The 18,694-nt window shown below is 68.0% G+C and carries 15 protein-coding genes; 6 read left to right on the top strand and 9 right to left on the bottom strand.

The window, feature by feature from the left end:
* Nucleotides 1-50 precede the first annotated feature (50 nt).
* On the bottom strand, nt 51-1,274 hold the full coding sequence (locus tag A5780_RS33645) for a cytochrome P450 (RefSeq protein ID WP_064911072.1): 1,224 nt from the start codon (nt 1,272-1,274) through the stop codon (nt 51-53).
* Nucleotides 1,275-1,445: 171 nt separating this feature from the next.
* On the opposite strand from A5780_RS33645, the gene A5780_RS33640 reads away from it, so the two are divergent.
* Nucleotides 1,446-2,945 (top strand): aldehyde dehydrogenase, encoded by a 1,500-nt coding sequence (locus A5780_RS33640; RefSeq protein ID WP_063018699.1) that lies wholly within the window; start codon nt 1,446-1,448, stop codon nt 2,943-2,945.
* 83 nt (nt 2,946-3,028) lie between these two features.
* On the opposite strand, the gene A5780_RS33635 is transcribed toward A5780_RS33640, so the two are convergent.
* Both A5780_RS33635 and A5780_RS33630 read right to left on the bottom strand, forming a co-directional pair.
* Nucleotides 3,029-4,669, bottom strand: coding sequence for an amidohydrolase family protein (locus tag A5780_RS33635; RefSeq protein WP_064906461.1), 1,641 nt, complete (start codon nt 4,667-4,669; stop codon nt 3,029-3,031).
* A 44-nt stretch (nt 4,670-4,713) separates the two neighbouring features.
* Nucleotides 4,714-5,871, bottom strand: coding sequence for an aromatic ring-hydroxylating dioxygenase subunit alpha (locus A5780_RS33630; RefSeq protein WP_063018695.1), 1,158 nt, complete (start codon nt 5,869-5,871; stop codon nt 4,714-4,716).
* A gap of 220 nt (nt 5,872-6,091) precedes the next feature.
* Between A5780_RS33630 and A5780_RS33625 the strand changes: the two genes are divergently transcribed.
* Complete coding sequence (locus A5780_RS33625; RefSeq protein WP_231983180.1) at nt 6,092-6,802, top strand: TetR/AcrR family transcriptional regulator; 711 nt, start codon at nt 6,092-6,094, stop codon at nt 6,800-6,802.
* Entirely contained in the window at nt 6,786-7,214 is a 429-nt protein-coding gene (locus tag A5780_RS33620) for a nuclear transport factor 2 family protein (RefSeq protein ID WP_063018693.1), read from the top strand. Before A5780_RS33625 ends, A5780_RS33620 begins: the two co-directional genes overlap by 17 nt.
* 44 nt (nt 7,215-7,258) lie before the next feature.
* Here the strand turns inward: A5780_RS33620 and A5780_RS33615 are convergent, their stop codons facing one another.
* Together A5780_RS33615 and A5780_RS33610 are read right to left on the bottom strand one after the other, a co-directional pair.
* On the bottom strand, nt 7,259-8,437 hold the full coding sequence (locus A5780_RS33615) for a thiolase family protein (protein ID WP_063018691.1): 1,179 nt from the start codon (nt 8,435-8,437) through the stop codon (nt 7,259-7,261).
* A 118-nt stretch (nt 8,438-8,555) separates the two neighbouring features.
* Nucleotides 8,556-10,262, bottom strand: coding sequence for an amidohydrolase family protein (locus tag A5780_RS33610; RefSeq protein ID WP_064911071.1), 1,707 nt, complete (start codon nt 10,260-10,262; stop codon nt 8,556-8,558).
* A gap of 177 nt (nt 10,263-10,439) precedes the next feature.
* On the opposite strand from A5780_RS33610, the gene A5780_RS33605 reads away from it, so the two are divergent.
* Both A5780_RS33605 and A5780_RS33600 read left to right on the top strand, forming a co-directional pair.
* Nucleotides 10,440-11,240 (top strand): SDR family NAD(P)-dependent oxidoreductase, encoded by an 801-nt coding sequence (locus A5780_RS33605; RefSeq protein WP_197516544.1) that lies wholly within the window; start codon nt 10,440-10,442, stop codon nt 11,238-11,240.
* 24 nt (nt 11,241-11,264) lie between these two features.
* Nucleotides 11,265-11,453 (top strand): ferredoxin, encoded by a 189-nt coding sequence (locus A5780_RS33600; protein ID WP_030517864.1) that lies wholly within the window; start codon nt 11,265-11,267, stop codon nt 11,451-11,453.
* Between the two features lie 116 nt (nt 11,454-11,569).
* Here the strand turns inward: A5780_RS33600 and A5780_RS33595 are convergent, their stop codons facing one another.
* Both A5780_RS33595 and A5780_RS33590 read right to left on the bottom strand, forming a co-directional pair.
* Nucleotides 11,570-12,778 carry an amidohydrolase family protein gene (locus tag A5780_RS33595; RefSeq protein WP_064911070.1) on the bottom strand — a complete coding sequence of 403 codons (1,209 nt, stop codon included), beginning with the start codon at nt 12,776-12,778 and terminating at the stop codon, nt 11,570-11,572.
* Nucleotides 12,779-12,882: 104 nt separating this feature from the next.
* A complete protein-coding gene (locus A5780_RS33590) occupies nt 12,883-13,959 on the bottom strand; it encodes a Zn-dependent alcohol dehydrogenase (protein ID WP_063018683.1) in 1,077 nt (358 codons plus the stop codon).
* A 261-nt stretch (nt 13,960-14,220) separates the two neighbouring features.
* Between A5780_RS33590 and A5780_RS33585 the strand changes: the two genes are divergently transcribed.
* A complete protein-coding gene (locus A5780_RS33585; protein WP_064911069.1) occupies nt 14,221-15,396 on the top strand; it encodes an amidohydrolase family protein in 1,176 nt (391 codons plus the stop codon).
* A 168-nt stretch (nt 15,397-15,564) separates the two neighbouring features.
* Here A5780_RS33585 and A5780_RS33580 read toward each other — a convergent pair whose 3' ends face one another.
* Together A5780_RS33580 and A5780_RS33575 are read right to left on the bottom strand one after the other, a co-directional pair.
* Nucleotides 15,565-17,853 carry a CoA transferase gene (locus A5780_RS33580; RefSeq protein ID WP_064911068.1) on the bottom strand — a complete coding sequence of 763 codons (2,289 nt, stop codon included), beginning with the start codon at nt 17,851-17,853 and terminating at the stop codon, nt 15,565-15,567.
* Nucleotides 17,854-17,985: 132 nt separating this feature from the next.
* Nucleotides 17,986-18,694, bottom strand: a 709-nt coding sequence (locus tag A5780_RS33575) for an LLM class flavin-dependent oxidoreductase (RefSeq protein WP_064911067.1), incomplete at its 5' end; no start/stop codon positions are given.

The following is an 18,694-nucleotide window of genomic DNA, read 5'->3' as shown; positions in this document are numbered from 1 at the left end:
CAACGACCAAGTGCGAAGGGGCTTTTCGCCGCCGGGAGCCACAGCCGGTGCTAGGTTCGATCGGGTTCGCGGGCGACGAAGGTGATCGGCAGGCTCAGGGGCGAACGGGTGAGACCGGCGTGATACCGAATCTCCGCCCCGTCCCGGACGGCGATGTGATCCATGCGCCGCACGATCTCCTCGAGCGCCACGCGCAGGTTCAAACGGGCCAGGTTGGAGCCCGCACAGCGATGCGGGCCGGCGCCGAAGGCGAAGTGGCGGTTGCGAGTCCGGGTCGGGTCGAATCGGTCCGGATCCGGGAATTCGCCGGCGTCACGATTGGCCGAGGCCCAGTGGATGAGCATCTTGTCACCGGATTCGATGACGTGGCCGGCCAATTCGGTGTCGCGCACCGCGGTGCGGCCCACCGAGACGAACGGCGAATCCAGCCGCAGCAGTTCCTCGACGGCCTTCGGCATGAGCTCGGGGCGTTCGCGCAGCAACTGCGGGATCTCCGGTTCGCGGCAGAACCGCTCCACCATCAGTCCGAGCGCACCGGCGGTGGTTTCGAGCCCACCGAGGATGAGAAGTTGTACCGCTCCGATGGTTTCGTCCTCGGTCAGCGGCACGTCGTCGATCTCGGCGGCCAGCACCGCATCGACCACATCTCCGCGCGGCGGTTGCTCGCGCCGGGCGGCGAGAAAGCCTTTGACCCAGGCGTACAAGCCCTTCCAGCATTCGCGCGATTCGGGATGATTCGGAATCGATGACCGAGAAGCCAGTCGCGACACCGTATCGAGTTCGTCGGCGGGCGCGCCGATGGCGAGTTCGAAGAAGGCCAGACTGGGCAGCGGCCGCGCGAAGGCGTTCATGAATTCGCACTCCCCGGCGGCGAGGAAACCGTCGAGCAGGCGGGTGACCAGATCGCGCGTCGGCTGTTCCCAGTCGGCGACCGCCGCGGGGGTGAAGTACGGGGTGATCAGGCTCTTGTAGGCGCGCTGTTCGGGCGGATCGACTTCGACAGGCAGATTGCGCACCACCCCCTTGGTGCCCGTGACCGACAGACCGTGCGCGGAGCTGAACACCGACCAGTTCTGCGCCACGCTCAGCACCTCCTCGTATCCGGAGGCCACCCAGAATCCGCCGTAGCGGTCGCTGTGCGCCACCGGGCACAGCTCACGCATGCGGGCCATCGTCTCCGGCAGTGTGGCGGCGAGTTCGGGTGCGAGGTGGTCGAACTGGCGCAGACACCAATCATCGGGCAGGCGTACGCCGTTCGGCGTTGTCTTCTCCATGGTTTCCCCTGGCGGCTCGGGCACCGAGTGGGCGCCAACTCACAGTAACAGGGTAAGTGATCACTTTCTAGCGGATGACCGGAAGCCGTGACCTACCATGTGTTAGTAAGTTCTTACTCACAACCTGTCCGGCGGCGGCCGCTCGATGTGCCGTGGTCAGGAAGGATTTCCATGTCGACAAGCACCGGAGCAGTCGCTTCACTCCCCGCGTTCCTCGACGGTCGCACCAAACGCCTGCTGATCGGCGGCCGATGGGAGGCCGCGGCCTCGGGGCGCACCTTCGTCAGCATCGATCCCTCCACCGGCGCGGTGATCGCCGAACTGGCCGCCGCCGATGCCGTCGATGCCGACCGCGCGGTCACCGCGGCCCGCTCGGCGCTGGTGGGCCCCTGGCAGCACTTCTCCCCGCGCGATCGGCAGGCCCTGCTGTGGGCGTTCGCGGACAAGGTGCAGGAGCACTTCGACGAACTGCGCCTGCTCGAATCGCTCGATATGGGTTCGCCGCTGGGCCGCCGCCGGCCGGGGTCGCGCGCCTGGGAAGCCGAGGTGTTGCGGTACTACGCGGGCTGGGCGACCAAGATTCACGGTGAAACGCTGCCGAATTCGATTCCGGGCTCGGTGTTCAGCTATACGGTCAAGGAGCCGGTCGGGGTCGTCGCCGCGATCGTGCCGTGGAATCGCCCGGTCGCCAACGCGGTGTGGAAGATCGCCCCGGTGCTGGCCACCGGATGCACCCTCGTGCTCAAACCCGCCGAGGAGGCGAGCCTGGCCGCGCTGCGGCTCGGAGAACTGTTGAGCGAGACCGGGATTCCCGACGGCGTGGTGAATATCGTGACCGGCGACGGTGAATCCGCCGGCGCCGCGCTGACCGCGCATCCGGGCGTGGACAAGATCGCGTTCACCGGATCGACCGCGGTGGGTCGCGAGATCATCCGATCCTCCGCCGACACCCTCAAACGCGTGTCGGTGGAACTGGGCGGAAAATCTCCCGACGTGGTCTTCGCCGATGCCGATCTGACGAAGGCGGTTCCCGGCGCCGGAATGGGCGTGTTCTCGAATTCGGGCCAGACCTGTTGTGCCGGGACCCGCATCTTCGTCGAGCGGCCGATCTACGACGAATTCGTCGACCGCCTGTCGGATTTCGCGCGGTCGCTCACCGTCGGCAACAGCCTGGACCCGCGCACCCGGATCGGCCCGCTGGTCTCCCGGCAGCAACTCGACCGCGTATGCGATTACCTGGCGATCGGCCCGGACGAGGGCGCGCGCACCACGGCCGGTGGGGCGCGCATCGATATCGGCGATCTCGCCGCCGGCTATTTCGTGGAGCCGACGGTATTCGCGGATGTGCGCGACGAGATGCGGATCGCGCGCGAGGAGATCTTCGGTCCGGTCGCCTGCGTGCTGCCGTTCGACACCCTCGACGAGGTGGCCGAGCGGGCCAACGATTCCGATTACGGCCTGGCGGGCGGAATCTGGACCCGCGACATCGGCACCGCCCATCGGCTGGCGGCCCGATTGCGGACCGGCACCGTCTGGGTCAACACCATGCTGCTGTTCGATCCGGCGGTGCCGTTCGGCGGATACAAGATGAGCGGATACGGACGCGAGATGGGACCGCATTCGCTGGAGGAATACCTCGAGGTCAAATCCGTGTGGATCGATACGGATTGACCGTTCGCGCCGGTGCCGCGCAGCGAATGCCGAAGGGGCCGAGCGATATTCGCCGGCCCCTTTGGCACGCCGGAACGACTCGATCAGCTACGCAGCAGCCGCCCCGCAGCCGTGTCGGCCACATCCACTCCGTCACGGCGCGTCTGGACGCCGTTGACCCACATGTGCGCGACGCCGGTGCTGCGCACGACGAGCCGATCCGCTCCCCCGGGCTGATCGTGCACCCGCTCGATCGGGGTCGTTCCGACGGTCGCGGGATCGAAGGCCACCAGGTCGGCGAAATACCCCTCGCGAATCAGCCCGCGCTCGCGGATGCGGAAGGCGTGCGCGGGCTGACCGGTCAGGCGCCACACCGCGTCTTCCAGCCCGATGGCCTTGCGCTCGCGCACCCAATGTCCCAGCAGATGGGTGGAGTAGCAGGCGTCGCAGAGCTGACTGGCGTGCGCGCCCGCATCGGACAGGCCCAGGATGGTGCGCTTGTCGGCGAGCAGATCACCGATCTCGTCGTCGCCGTCGTTGTCGAGGACCACGCGGAAGCGCGTCGACATCCCGTCGGCGAGCGCGACGTCGAGCATCAGGTCGAAGGCGGTGGTACCACGCTCGGCGGCCAAGCGGTCCAACGGGATTCCCACCGCGGCGGGATCGGCGACGGTTTCCTCCACGGCGACCTTGGGCCACCGATGCGCCCATGCGGCCAGCGTCGCCGGGCGGGCCCGCTCCCGCCATGCCGCGTCCCGGTAGAGCGCGGCGCGTTCCTGCCGCGGCCGGGCGAGGACTTCCTTCCACTCGTCGATCTCCCCCAGCGGCGTGGGGTCGGCGAGGCTGACCTGCATCACGATGGGCCGGCAGGCGATCTGCGGGTACACCTCACCGGGCAGCGCACCGCCGCGCTCCACCGTGCGCATGGCGGCGCCGGGTTTGTCGGCGCGCGCCACCAGCGCTGTCCAGGTGACCGGAATGCCGTAGCGCACGGACAGATCCGAGAACTGGTTGACGAACATGCCGGGCCCGATCGACACCTGCAGGATGCCCTTGCCCACCGCGCCCAGTTCCGCCGCCAGCGCGTCGACCTCGTCGACCTCGGCGAAGCGACTGGGCACCGGGCGGCCGAACGCACCCTGATGGGCCGGTTGGCGGGAGGTGGACAGTCCGACCGCACCGGCGGTCACCGCCTCACGGACCAGCGCGCGCATGGTGTCGAGTTCCGCGGGGGTGGCGGCGCGTTCCTCTCCGCCCAGGACGAACAGCCGCAGGGGCGTATGTCCCAGGAACGCACCGACATTGAGCCGCTTGCGGCGCCGCTCGAGGGCATCGAGATACTGCGGGAAGGTCTCGAAGCACCAGTCGATGCCGGCATTCAGCGCCTCCATCGACATACCCTCGACGTTTTCCAGTGTGCGCACGATGATTTCGCGATGCGGCGGCCGGGTCGGCGCCACCCCGAAACCGCAATTGCCCATGATCACGGTGGTGACACCGTGCCAGCAGGAGGGCGTGAGATCGCCGTCCCAGAGGATCTGCGCGTCGTAGTGGGTGTGGATATCGATGAAACCCGGTGTGAGGGTGAGCCCGTCGAGATCGACGATGCGCGTGTCCGGTCCCGGCGTCAGCTCGCCGGGCGCGCCGACGGCGGTGATGCGGTCCCCGGTGATTCCCACCTCGGCGGCCCTGCCGGGGTCGCCACTTCCGTCCACCAGCCAGGCGCGGCGCAGCAACAGATCCATGGGTCCTCCCGGGGAGTGTGAATCGGCAAGGGGGTCGGGCATTCTCACGCCCGGCGGGCGACGGCCAGCGCGTCCTCGAAACCGCGGTGCAGATGCTGGGGGGCGGGCTCGTTGCGGCCGAACACGATGGTGTCCAGCACGCCTGCCCGGATACCGGGCTCGGTCCGCGCCGCCACCCAGAAGTCCTCCCCGTCGACCACGGTCTCGCAGATCCAGGGGGCCATCTCCACGGCCTTGCCCCGTTCGGACTCGCTCAGACCGGGCCGCAGATATGTGCTGTGCACGACTTCGGAGGAGTTCGCGTCGACCGGGACGATCTGCCACAGCTCCACGTGCCGGCTGTCGAAGGTGAGGCTGGTGTTCGGAAACAGCGCGTACTGCAGGCTGATATGGCCCATCACGTCGCCCCACTGCTCGTCGGGCAGCTCGCGCAGTTCGTCGATCGAGCGCAGTGCGGAGCAATTGCGCAGATGCCGGCCGAACGGGTCGAAGGTCAGCACGCCACCGTAGGCGTATTTCGCCAGGGTCCGGCGGTGCAGAAAGCGGAAGTGGTAGTTCTCACGGAAGGTGTCGAGGGTGACCTTCCAGTTGGCCCCCACGCGGTGCACGTGCGGTTCGCCATACAACTCCCAGTCCGCGAACTCGAGCACCGCCAGTTCGTCGGCCAGGCCGGGGCCGAGATATTCGTCGATGTCCACGGCAGGCCCCGGGCGCAGCGATCCGACGATCAGCCCGTACCCCTCGCTGACGGGCAGTTCGACAAGTCCCTTGCGCTCCAGGCACATTCCGGTGAAGGCGTCGTCCACGGGCACGGCGACCAGGCGGCCGTCGAGATCGTAGGTCCACGAGTGGAACGGGCAGGCGAATCGGCTGCGGGCGCCGCCGCCGTCGACCACTCGCACGCCGCGGTGGCGGCAGGCGTTGGCGAAGGCGCGGACGTGGCCTTCGTCGTTGCGGGTCAACAGGATCGGGACGCCGCACAGGTCGACAGTGCGGTAGGTGCCCGCGTGCGGAAGCGCGCCCGACAGGCACAGCACCAGAGGGTGGCCGCGAAACAGGACGTCGAATTCCTCGGCATGCCGCTGGGTCGAATAGATATCGGTCGGCAACTCGAGGATTTCCGGCGCCAGATCGGTGGTGCCCTCGTCGATGTGGTCGAGCAATCGGCGCGCGAGGCTGTGTTCCAGCGCTTGCCTGTCCATAACACACTCCACCCGAAACTCCGGACCCGAAGGACGGTCACCTCGGAGCTTAGTAGGTGATTACTTACTCCGCAAGGAAATGCGAGAACCCGGTTCTACCTGGAGAGATCGCCGTGATCACGCCGAGCGGTGGATGCCGTCGCGAGCGCATTAGGATAAAGTGTGTACCCACTAACAACGCCGATCGGCACCGGCGTCGGCCCGGAAACGAGGAGGACTCGTGGCCAGAACCACGACGACCGGGAGTTCCACGATCCCGCCCACCCCCGCCAATGGCGCACCGCCGGTACGGCGCCGGCTCACCGCCGAGGCGCGCAAGAGTTCGATCCTGGCCGCCGCGCGCCGCGCCTTCAGCGAGACCGGCGATATGAACGGCACCACGGTCAAGATGATCGCCGAGCACAGCGGCATCAGCGAGGGAATCATCTACCGGCACTTCGAGAGTAAGGATCAACTGTTCTTCGAAGCGGTGGTGGAACCGCTCAAGTCGGCCGTCGACGATCTGGTCGCCGCGACCGCCGTCGTCGACCGCGATCAGCCGCTGACCCCGCAACGACAGCTGGAGACGCTCAAAGGTCTGTACCGCCAACTGATTTCGACGCTCGACGAGGTGCTGCCGCTCCTGGGCCTGGTGCTGTTCGGCGATCCACAGGTGGCCCGGCGGTTCTACCGGGAGAATTTCGCGGTCGCCATGGACCGGCTCGCCGAGGCGTGGCGCGAGGTCGAGGATCGTTACGGATTCCCCTTCGAGTCGCCCGACATCTCCGCCCGCGCGGTGATGGGCATGGCACTGATGCAGGCCCTGGAAACCCGGCACGGCACCGCCAAGAAGGCCGACCGCGACCGGGCCGTCACATTGATCAGCGAGGGCACGGTCAAGGGATTCTTCCCGGTGATCGAGGGGGCCGAATCCGATGAGCCCACAGCATGATTCACCGCGCGGCACCGCGTCGCGCAACGGCTTGGAGATCGTGACGGAGTTGTCGCGCCGCTTCGCCGCCGGTGACGGCGCGGGCGCGCTGGCGCTGTTCCACCCCGACATCCGCATCGAACAACCGGCCTCACTGCCACACGGCGGCAGCTACCACGGACATGCCGGGGTGGCCGCCATGGGCGAGTCGTTCGGACGGTACTGGGAGCGCAGTATCGACAATCCGCGCATCTTCGGCTCCGAGGAATCGGTGGTGCAGTTGACCACCCAGACCTGGACGGCCAAGGAATCGGGGCGGCACGCCACGGTCGACGTGGTGGAACTGTTCTCCTTCGCCGACGGCATGGTCCGCGAGATCCGGGTGTTCCAGCAGGACACCCACGCCCTGCTGGAAACGCTCGAACCACGGTGAGAACCTCGGCAGCCGAACATCTTCCGGCTGCCGAGGGCGCGAGCTCAGGGCACGTCGACGACGACCGCGGTGCCCATCCCACCTCCCGCGCACATCGCCGCGACGCCGACCCCACCGCCGCGGCGCCGCAGTTCGTGCACGAGGCTCAACACCATCCGGGTTCCCGTCATCGCCACGGGATGTCCCAGACTGCAACCACTTCCGAGGACATTGACCTTCTCCTCGTCGAGCCCCAGCGCCCTGGTCGCGGCGACCGCGACCGAGGCGAAGGCCTCGTTGATCTCCCAGAGCGCCACATCGCCCACCGACAGTCCGGCGCGCGCGAGCACCTTCTCGATCGCGGGCGCGGGCGCCAGGCCGGTGTCCGCGGGCGCGACGCCCACCGACGCCCAGGCCCGGACCACGGCCAGCGGCTCGATTCCGCGCTCGCGGGCCAGTGCGCGGTCCGCGACCACCACCGCACCGGCCGCGTCGTTGATGCCCGCGGCGTTCCCGGCGGTGATGCCGAAGCCCTCGATCTCGGGATGCAGCGGTTTCAAGGAGGCCAGCTTCTCCAATGACGATGTGCGCCGGGGATGTTCGTCGACGGCGAAGGTGACCGTACTGCCGTCGCGACGGGTCACCTCGATCGGCACGATCTCCTCGGTGAAGCTGCCGGCGTCGATCGCGGCCACCGCGCGCTGATGGGAACGCAACGCCCACTCGTCCATCTGCGCGCGCGTTATCCCGGCCTTGACCGCGGCGTTCCACCCGACCGTGATCGACATATCCCGCACGGGTGCGTCCGGAGTTTCGCGGTGACTGGGCGCGAGCCAGTCCTCCTCCCATTCCTCGGAGCCCGGAATGCGCCGATTCACCGTCGGTGCGGTCGAACTCGACTGCACGCCGCCGGCCACCACGATCCGATCCATCCCGGCGATCACCGAGGCGGCCGCGCTCTGCAGGGTGGACAGTCCGGAGGCGCAGTGCCGGTTGTGCGCGATACCGGGCGCGTTCACCAGCCCGGCCTCGATGGCGACGTACCGGCCGATCGCCCCGCCGCCGTACAGCGATTCGCCGAGGATGACGTCGTCGACGAGGTCGGGTTCGACGCCCGCTCGGCGCACCGCCTCGGCGACGGCCGCCGTTCCCAGTGTGAAGGCGTCGGTTTCGGTGAGCGACCCCTTGTATGCCGTCCCGATCGCCGTGCGCGCGCCCGAAATGATCACGGCCTCATGGCTCATTGGTGCCACCCCGATTCTCAAATAAGTAAGTGTTCTCTAACTTAAGCATCGTAACGACGGCCCGGCGCACGGGCAACGGCCCGCTTCGGCGGCAACGCGCCATCGGCCCGCGAGATTCTCAGCGCGCGGTGACCAACCGGCCGGGGACCGCACCGGTGGTTTCGTCGTGGTCGACGAGCACGTGTCCGTTGACCAGCGTGTAGTCGTAACCGCGTGCCCGCTGCACGAATCGCTGTGCACCCAAGGGGAAATCGGAAGCCATCTCCGGGGCGAACAGGTCGAGATTCGCCAGATCGATGACGTTCACATCGGCGTACGCGCCCGGTGCGAGCACCCCGCGATCGGCGATTCCGAACAGATTCGCGGCATCGACGGTCAGTCGCCGGACGGCCGGGCCGATCCCCAGCAGTGCCCGATCCCGCACCCAGTGCCGCAGGAAATAGGTCGAATTGCCGGCGTCCATGGTCAGCGCGACGTGCGCACCCGCATCGGCGACGCCCAATACGACGTCGGGGTTGGTGATCATGCGCGCGACCGCGTCCAGATCCTGATTGAGCACCGGGTAGTACAGCAGTCCACGGCCGTTCGTCTCGAGCGTGTAGTCGATGAAGGCGGCCGCGGCGCCGACGCCGCGCCGACGCGCCTCGGCGGCCAGGCTGTTGTCCGCCCCGACGTCGTAGGCGGCCGAACCCGGCGGCAGCAGATACATTTTCGCCGGATCCTTCGGCGCCAGCGGACCTGATGCCTGCGAGGGCAGTTCGGCTTCGGCGATCAGGCGGTCGCGGACGTCGCCGCGGGCCAGCAACTCGAGCCGCGTAGCCGGCGGTTCGGCCATCACCTCGGACCAGGTGGGCAGTGCGTCGTACGGGGTGCGTCCGGCGATTCCGTAGACGATCGCGCTGCCGCGCACCGCGGTCATCGGGCGCAGATCGGCACCTCGCGCGCGGGCCCCGGCCGTCTGTTCCATCACCCAGGACCACAGTCCGGGACGCCGGTCGCTCTGCATGATCGAAAAGGTCAGGGGCCGAGCGGAATTCAGGCTCACCTGTTCCATCCACGCCATTTCGGCGCGGGAATTGGCACGGTCGGCGCCGTCGCGCTCGCCGATGCGCGGGACCACCTGGAAGGTGCCGCGCCCGCGTTCGGCGAGGACGCCGGCGATCGCCGACAGCTCCTCCACGTCGGCGAAGGTGCCCGGCACCGGCCGCCCGTCCGGCACGGTGTGCATATAGGTCCTGGAGGTCGAGAAGCCCAGCGCTCCGGCGTCGACGGCCTCGCCGACCAGTTCCGCCATCGCGGCGCGGTCTTCGGCGGTGGCGGGCGCCTCGTCGAGACTGCGCTCCCCCATGACGTAGTAGCGCAGGGCGGCGTGACCGATCAGCCCGCCGACGTTCACGCCGAGTTCGCGGTCGCCCAGTGTTTTCAGATAGTCGCCGTAGGTCTGCCAGCCCCAGTCCAGCCCGGCCATGATCGTGTCGGCCGGGATGTCTTCCACCGACTCCATCATCGCCGCCAAGTAGCCCTCCTGCCCCGGCCGCACCGGCGCGAAGGTGACGCCGCAATTGCCCATCACCACCGTGCTCACGCCCTGATAGCACGAGGGCGTCGCGAGCGGATCCCAGAACAGCTGGGCATCCAGATGGGTGTGCACATCGATGAACCCGGGGGTCACGAACCGGCCCGACGCGTCGATCACTCGGCGCCCGGAGCCGACCGCCGGGCCGATGTCCACGATCCGGTCCCCGTCGATCGCCACCTCCGCCCGACGCGGCGGCGCACCCGTTCCGTCGACCACGTCCCCACCGCGAATCACGATGTCATGCATGGTTTTCCATCCTTCCCGGTGCGGGCCGCCCGAGCATAAATAAGCAGGTACTCACTCAACATAACCCGGGAAACGCTCGCGTATCACCGGGTACCGTGAGAAAGTAGGTACTTACTTGTTAGGCCCTGCTCCGGATTACCGTCCGGAGCACTCAGCGCAGGAGTCGACGTGGGATCGATGGACGGCCGGACCGCACTGGTCACCGGCGCGAGCCGCGGCATCGGCCGGCGGATCGCCGAACGCTTCGCCGCCGAGGGTGCGGCGGTGGCGGTGGTGGCTCGCACCGCCGAACCGGGCGCCTCGACGCTTCCCGGTTCCATCGAGGAGGTCGTGGCGCACATTCGCGATCAGGGCGGCCGGGCAGCGGCGATTCGCGCCGATCTGACGGTTCCCGCGGAGGTCGAGACGGTCGTGGCACGGGCCGAAGCGCTACTCGGGCCGGCCGACATCCTCGTCAACAATGCCGGGGTGAACTTCTACGGCCCGGCCCTCGACATCCGCCCGCACCGCTACGGCCTGATGTTCCAGATGATGGTGCACACCCCGTTTCGCCTGTGCCAGTTGGCGATTCCCGGGATGATCGAGCGCGGGCGCGGCTGGATCCTCAACATCACCTCCAAACAGGCGCGCCACCCCCTGGGGCCGCCCTATCCGGAGTGGGCCGCCGACGGCTGCGTGCCCTACGGCATGTGCAAATCGGCGCTCGATCGCCTGACCACCGGCCTGGCGGCGGAGGTGTACGGCACCGGCGTGCGGATCAACAGTCTGGGCACCTCCGGTCTGGTCATGACTCCCGGCGTCGCCGTCGTCTCCCCGCACACGCCGGACAACACCCCGGTCGAACCGGACGACGCCATGGCCGACGCCGCTGTGCTTTTGTGCACGTCCCCCCACGACACCGGACGCATCGTCTACAGCATGGAACTGCTCGGACGGCCCTTTCCCGACGGCCCGTGGGCCCTGTCGGCCACCTACTGAATCGCGCGACACCGAAGGACAGTCATGCACGTATCCGTCGATCCCGACCGCTGCCAGGGCCACGCCCGCTGCTGGGAGATCTGCCCGGAGGTCTTCGACCTCGACGACGAAGGGCACGGCCGCGCAACGCTTTCCGAGGTGCCGGCCGACCTTCGCGACCGGACCCGCGAAGCGGCCGACAACTGCCCGGAACGGGCAATCGTCCTGAGCTGAGCCACCCGCTCTCGGCCACCGCCGGCGCATTGCGCGCCCGGCCTATACGTCGAGGTCCGCCCACCGTCACGGGGGCGGACCTCGACGTACGCGGGCCGCAGCCGGCCCGCGACATGTCACGAGTCGGGAATCGAGGCCGGATCGGCGGGGGTGAAGTCGTAGACCCGCGACGCATTGCCGACGGTGATCTTGTCCTGCACGTCCTGCGGAAGGTGCCCGAGCCACTTGCCGGCCATCTGCACGGTGTCCGGCCAGGTGGAATCCGAATGCGGGTAGTCGCATTCCAGCATCACGTTGTCCTCACCGATGATGTCCAGCAAGCGAATTCCCGCTTGGTCCTCGATGAAGGTGCCGTACACGTGGTCGCGGAACAACCGCCGGATATCGGTATCGAGATCGAAGGTCGCTTCGCCCTTCTGCTCGCCGCGTTCGTGCGTGGCGTTCATGCTGATATCGAACCGCGAGGCCCAGAACCGCTGTTTGTCGACCACCTGCTCGGCGCGTTCGAGGAAGTACGGAATCCAGCCGATGGACCCCTCGGAGAGGGCGATCTTGAGATTCGAGTACTTCACGAAATTACCGCTGAACAGCCAATCCAGCAGTGTCCCCGCCTGATTCGCGGCCGCGGAGTAGGCCATGAAGGCCAGCGTCGGCATATCCTCGGAGGTCCGAATCATATTCGAGGACGATCCGACGTGCATCGAGATCACGAAGCCGGTGTCGTCGCAGGCGCGAAAGACCGGATCCCAGAAGTCGGTGTGGATCGACGGCAGGCCGAGTTTGGTCGGGTTCTCGGAGAAGGCAATGGATTTCGCCCCCAGCGCTGCGGTGCGCTCGATTTCGGCCGCGGCGGCGACGGGATCCCACAGCGGGATGATCATCATCGGGATGAATCGGCCGGGATAGGCCTGGGCGAATTCCTCGAGAATGAAATCGTTCCACGCCCGCACGCACAGCAGCGCGAGCTCCTTGTCCTTCGCCTCGTGGAAGATCTGGCCGCAGTAGCGCGGGAGCGAGGGGAACAGCATCGACGACAGCACGTGCCCCTGGTTCATATCGGCGACCCGCGCCGCCGGGTCGTAACAACCCAGCCGCATCTCCTCGTAGGTGATCGGCTCGGGGGAGAATTCCTCGCGCTTCTTACCGGCCACGGCGTTGAGGCCGGTGGTGACGATCTGGCGATCCTCGTAGATCCAGAATTCCGACTTGTCCTCCCGGACGATCCGGGGGCCGGTCTCGCGCCACTTCTCCGGCAACCGCTCCTGCCACAGCCGCGCCGGCTCGATGAGATGGTCATCAACCGATATGAACCAGCTGAACGACATGGGATCTCCCAACTCCGGTAACAAAGCGAATACTTACATACAAGGTAGCCCGATGCCGGGGCGGGCGCCAGGGCTGCCGACGATTCGTTGCCCGGTCAACCGGTTCACACGATGACGGTGCGCACGCCCTCGGCCCGGGAGAGCAGCTGCACACCCTTGTTGATCTCGTCGAGCGAAATGCGATGGGTGATCATGGATTCCAGATCCAGGCGCCCCGCCTCGGCCAGCCGGATGAAGCGCGGGAAGTCGCGCAGGATCTGGGCCCCGCCGACCACCGATCCGGCGATCCGCTTGCCGGAGAACACCGTCGAGATCGCGGGCAGCGTCAGTACATCCGCGGTCGAGGGCATGCCGACCAGCGTCACCACACCCTCCACCCGGGCCATATCGATGGCTTGGGTGACGAGTTCGGGACGGCCGACCACCTCGAAGGTGAAGTCGGCGCCGCGCCCGCCGGTCAGCTCCCGTACCTGCGCGACCGGATCGCCGGCCTGCGGGTCGACGGTGTGGGTGGCGCCCACTCCGATGCTCGCGTCCCGGCGGCCGGGCATCGGATCGACGGCGACGATCGTGGCGGCACCGGCGATATGCGCCCCCTGGATGACCGACTGCCCGACCCCGCCGCAGCCGATCACCGCCACCGACGAGCCCGGGGTGACGCCGGCGGTATTCAGTGCGGCCCCGAGGCCCGTGGTCACCCCGCAGCCGAGCAGGGCGAGCTGTTCATCGGCCAGATCGGTCTGCACCGCGACCACCGACGCCTCGTGCACGACCATCGCCTCGGCGAAGGTTCCGCAGCCGCACACCGCGGCGGCACTGCGGCCGTCGGCGAGCCGGAAGCGTTGTCGCCGTTTGACTTCCGCGTTGAGCTCGCAATGGTTCGACATGCCGTTGACACACGACCAGCAGTGCCCGCAGGCCGGTGTCACCGAGGCGAGCACCCGATCGCCCACGCGCACCCGGCGCACCTCGGCGCCCACCTCCTCGACCACCCCACACCCCTCGTGGCCGGGCACGATCGGCAGCGGCAGCGGCGAGAGCCCGTTGATGACGGTGAGGTCGGTATGGCAGATGCCGCTGGCGCTCAGGCGCACCACCACATCGTGGGGGCCGGGTTCCGGCAGGGGCAGATCTTCGATTTCGAGGGGCTGGCCGACCTCGTAGGCGACAACGACTTTCACTGCGTACCTCTGACGATCGATTCGGATGGGCCGCGACTCCCGCCGCCGCGCCCCGCTTGTCAAGCGAGTGCTTACTCATATTAGGAGCGCGACGAGTGTCCCGGCGCCGATTCGCCACACCGGAGCGGCGAGGCCTCCGTCTGCCGCGGAATGCGGCGCGACCTTGACATCCTCTATCGCCGGTGCGAAGTTAGTAACTGTGTGCTCACTTACTCAAGGCACACTTTCCTGACCGCGGGCGATCCCGGAGGTAGCGCAGAGATGGAATACGGGTTGATCGATGCCGACGGGCACTACTACGAGCCCGACGACTGCTTCTCGCGCCACATCGAGTCGCGCTTCGCCGATCGCACCATCCGGGTGGAACGCGGCACGGACGGACTGGGTCGCATCTTCCTGCGCGGGCAGCGCACCTTCATGAGCGTGATGCCCGGCGACTACGCCTCGGCGCCGGGCGCGCTGCAGGGACTGTTCGTCGGCGGCGTCGCCGACGGATTCACCCATCGCGAGGTGGTGACCTCGAAGGACCACCCGGAATTCGCCGAGCGCGGTGCGCGTTTGGCCGTTCTCGACCGGCAGGGCGTGGATGCCACGATCATGTTGCCGACACTGGGTGTGGCCGTGGAGTACGACCTGCGAGACGACATCGAGCTCACTTATGCGAGCCTGCGGGCATTCAACCGCTGGCTCGAGGAGGACTGGGGATACGGCGCCGACGGGCGGCTGTTCGGCGTGCCGATGCTCTCACTGCTCGATATCGACCAGGCCGTGCGTGAGCTGCACCGGGTACTCGACGCCGGTGCGCGGATGGTGCATCTGTGCCCCGGCCCCGTCGCGGGCCGCTCCCCCGCCGACCCGATCTTCGATCCGTTCTGGGCCACCGTCTCCGATGCCGGAATTCCGGTGGCCTTCCACGTATCCAACAGCGGCTACCAGCATTTCTACGGCACGCACTGGTCGGAGAACCCGGACAATCCGTCGCATCAGCAATCGCCGCTGCAATGGGCGCTGTGCAATACCGAACGCCCGGTGGTCGACACCTTGATCGCGCTCACCCTGCACAACCTCTTCGGCCGCCACCCGGGGGTGAAGATCGTCTCGATCGAGAACGGCTCGAATTGGCTTCGCCCCCTGTTCAAAACGATCGACAAGGCCGCCGCACTCGGCCGCCGCGGCCCGATGATCGGCGGCAAGTTGCCACCCCGACCGAGCGAAGCACTGGCCGAACACCTGTGGGTCTGCCCCTTCCCCGAGGACGACGTGCACGACCTGATCGACGCCATCGGCGCCGACCACGTCCTCTTCGGCTCGGACTTCCCCCACCCCGAGGGCCTGCGCGAACCACGCGACTACCTGCCCCGGCTGGAAACCTGCGATCCCGACGTCCGCCACCAGGTTTTGCGCGGCAATACAGCGGGACTACTGGGACTGCACTGAACATCTCCCTGCCACAACGGCAACCGACACCCAGGCATTGTGGCCGAACCAATCGTGCAAACCCCGCCGCATGACGCGGTTTTCTCCGATTTTTACCGAGGTTTGCACGATCTGTTCGGCCGGCACCCGACCCGACCACATGGGCCAGCCGGTCGCGAACCGATCCCGTCAATCCATCTGGCGCGCGACTTTCGTGGCGAGCAACTCGTCCACCTGAGAGTCGTCGAACCCCAACTCGCGCAGCACTTCCGCGGTGTGCTCGCCCACGCCGGGAATCATCAGGCGGGGGCCCCCGGTCACGTCGGGGCCGGTGCGCAGCAGGGGGCCGATCTGTTCGAAATAGCCCCAGTCGGCGGTCCGATAACCGACGACCCGGCCGATTTGGTGGTTCACCGGATCGTCCAGGATGGCGTGGCGGAAGCGGTTGCGGTCCATCGGCTCGATGAGTTCGGCGAGGATGCCGAGTTCGCGTAGCCGGCGCACCCAGTCGGCGGCGGGGGCGGTCGCGAAGGTGAATTCGAGTGTCGCCTCGGCCGCGCGGGCGGCGCTGTCGTCGCCGCCGCTGCGGAGCGGGACGTAGTCACCCAAGCCCGAGCTCGGGCCACCGGCGGCGGCAGCGACGAATCCGTCCAGCTTCCACCAGGATTCGGCGTCGGCGACCACGAGTGCGAACCACTCGCTGTCGGAGCCCTCGTAGATTCGATAGCCGGGACCGTACCCGGTCTGCCGCTCGTCCAGTGCCGGGTCGGCGACGAGTTCGCCGTCGCGCACGAAAACACCGCAGTGCATGAGCATTCCGGCGCCGAGCAGACTGGTGATCACTTGCTGACCGCGCTGCTGGGTGGCCCGGGCGTAGAGACCCAGCGCGATGCCGGCGGCGGCGACCCAGCCGCCCGCCATATCGATCGGTATCCAGGTCGCGGCCAGCGGCTCGTTGTCCGCGCCGCCGATCGCCCGCTCGAAACCGGTCAGCGCCTGCATCAAGGCGTCGTTGCCCGGGTAGGCCGCCCGCGGACCGGTGGCGCCGAAAGCACTGGCGTGGCAGTACACCGCGTTCGGATTCAGGCGTGCCACGGTGTCCGCGTCGATACCGAGCCGCTCCGCGACGCCGACGCGAAAGTTGTGCAGCACCACATCGGCGCAGGTGAGCAGCTTCCGAACCACCGGCCGCGCCTCGGGAGCGTTGATATCCAGTGCGAGACTGCGTTTTCCGCGTTGGCAGGCCGCCACCGCATAGGCGGCGGCCCGCATCGCCTCACCACTCGGTGGCTCCACCTTGATCACATCGGCGCCCAGGTCCGCCAGCACCTCGGCGGCCAGCGGCCCGGCGACGAACGCCGAGAAGTCCACGACGCGTAAGCCCTCGAAAAGCCCTGCGGCAGCGCGCGTTCGCGAGGCGCGAGGCAAACCCGAGGCCGGACGCAGCGGGTGGATCTCGAACGGCGAGCCGATCATCAGATCCTCGTGTCCGCGGTCGGAACGGGTGACGGCCAAACCGGTTGCGGTGGTGTGCGGATCGCGCAGCACCTCTCCCGGCCCGAGCACCGGCTCGCAGGCCACCCCCGCGGCGCGCAGCCGCTCGATCCATTCCTCGCGCGGTCGTGTGGCGAACAACGACGTCCACCGCTGCGCGCGGGCCCGCAGTTTGCCGGTGGTCTGGTCGGTGTAGTAGCCGTCCGGACTGGGTTCGTCGCCGAGGACCTCGATCACCGCCTGATACATGCCCTTACCGCCGAACCACACCTGCAGCAGTTCGCCGTCGGCGCAGCGGTAGAGGAAATTCGGGAAGGTCGAGCCGTGTTCCCAATACGATTCGACTTCGGGCGCGGCGCGTTCGGATCGGCCGATCATGCAGCCGAGGGTGGCCAGCATCCCGTCGTAGAGCGAGGTTTCGCTCCAGCCGCCCGTCCCGGTGCCGACGCGGCGATGCAGCAGCGCGAATACCGAGGTGAGCAGTAGGAAGGCAGCCCCCATGCCGGACGCGCGCACCTCGGGGAAGATCGGCCCGGGCCGATGGCCCCGCAATTGCGTGCAGAAGCCGGCCCGCGCCTCGACCAGGAGTCCGAAATCCTCGACCGTTCCGGCTGCGGTGCGACTCGGCCGGCAGCGTGCGTACACGAGCGCGGGATTACTTGCGGCGCACTCACGAAACCCCAGTCCGCGCGCCTCGACGAGATCCTCCGGACCGTAGACCAGCGCGATATCCGCCGTCCGCAACAACTCGGAAATTTCCGCCGCCTCGCTGGTGGTGAGGATGCGCTTGTCGCGATGCCAGACGCGGCCCCACGGCACCGCGGCGTCGATCGGCGCATCCTCGCCGACCACCCGCACCACACGTGCCCCGAGATCGGCCAGCAGCATTCCCGGCAGCCCAGCGGCCAACCCCAGCCCGAGATCGCTGACCCCCACCGCGATCTCGACCACCGTCAAACCCGTGCAGGGACCTTCGCCACTCATATCAGAGCCCTTTCGAACAACCATCCGACGTCGCCGGGACCGCTGGACAAGCCGGTGAACCGACAGCCGGCGCACTCTGCGCGGGCACCCCCGCCGGAACCGAAACGCCCTCGGCCCCTGCACATTCGGTGTTCATCGCCCGACCCGAACGGGCAGTTCCAATCTCGGCAGCACCTCTTCGGCGGCCAGCCGAACCACGTCCAGCGTGTCCGATCGCGTCGCCGGCGCGATCACGAAATGCCGCACGCCCGCGTCGACGTATTCCTGCAGCCGCACCGCGACCTCGTCGGGTGTACCGGCCGGCGCGATTCGCAGCAGCATGTCGCCCGGTTTGCCGCCGTAGGCGCCACCGAGGAAATCGGCCACCTCGGCGCGGGCGCGGTCACCGTCGCGGCGAATCGAGCAGTACAGATACATCGTCCACTCGAAGCCGGTGAGGTCGCGGCCGATCGTCGCCGCTTCCTGCCGAATCGCGGTGACCGAGCGGGCATACGCCGACGGCGACACGAGATACGGCATCCAGCCGTCGCCCCGGCGCGCGGCGCGACGCATCGCCGGAGCTTTGCGCCCGGACACGATCAACGGCGGGCCGCCGGGTCGCATGGTGGAGCCGTCGGGGTTGCGGACCGGGCGCAGATGCAGATCGCGGAATCGGAAGAACCGGCCCTCGTGATCGACCGGTTCGGCGCGCCACAGTGCGCGCAGCACATCCATCGCCTCGTCGGTGCGGGGGCCGCGTTCGGACAGCGGCACACCGACGGCCTCGAATTCGTGCCGGAACTCCCCGCCGACCCCCCGCCCCACCGCCCCCCGCCCGCCCGAACGGGCCGCCCAATCGGCG

The organism is Nocardia sp. 852002-20019_SCH5090214 (assembly GCF_001665865.1).
Lineage (GTDB): Bacteria > Actinomycetota > Actinomycetes > Mycobacteriales > Mycobacteriaceae > Nocardia > Nocardia nova.
This window is presented reverse-complemented; position numbering and strand designations above follow the sequence as displayed.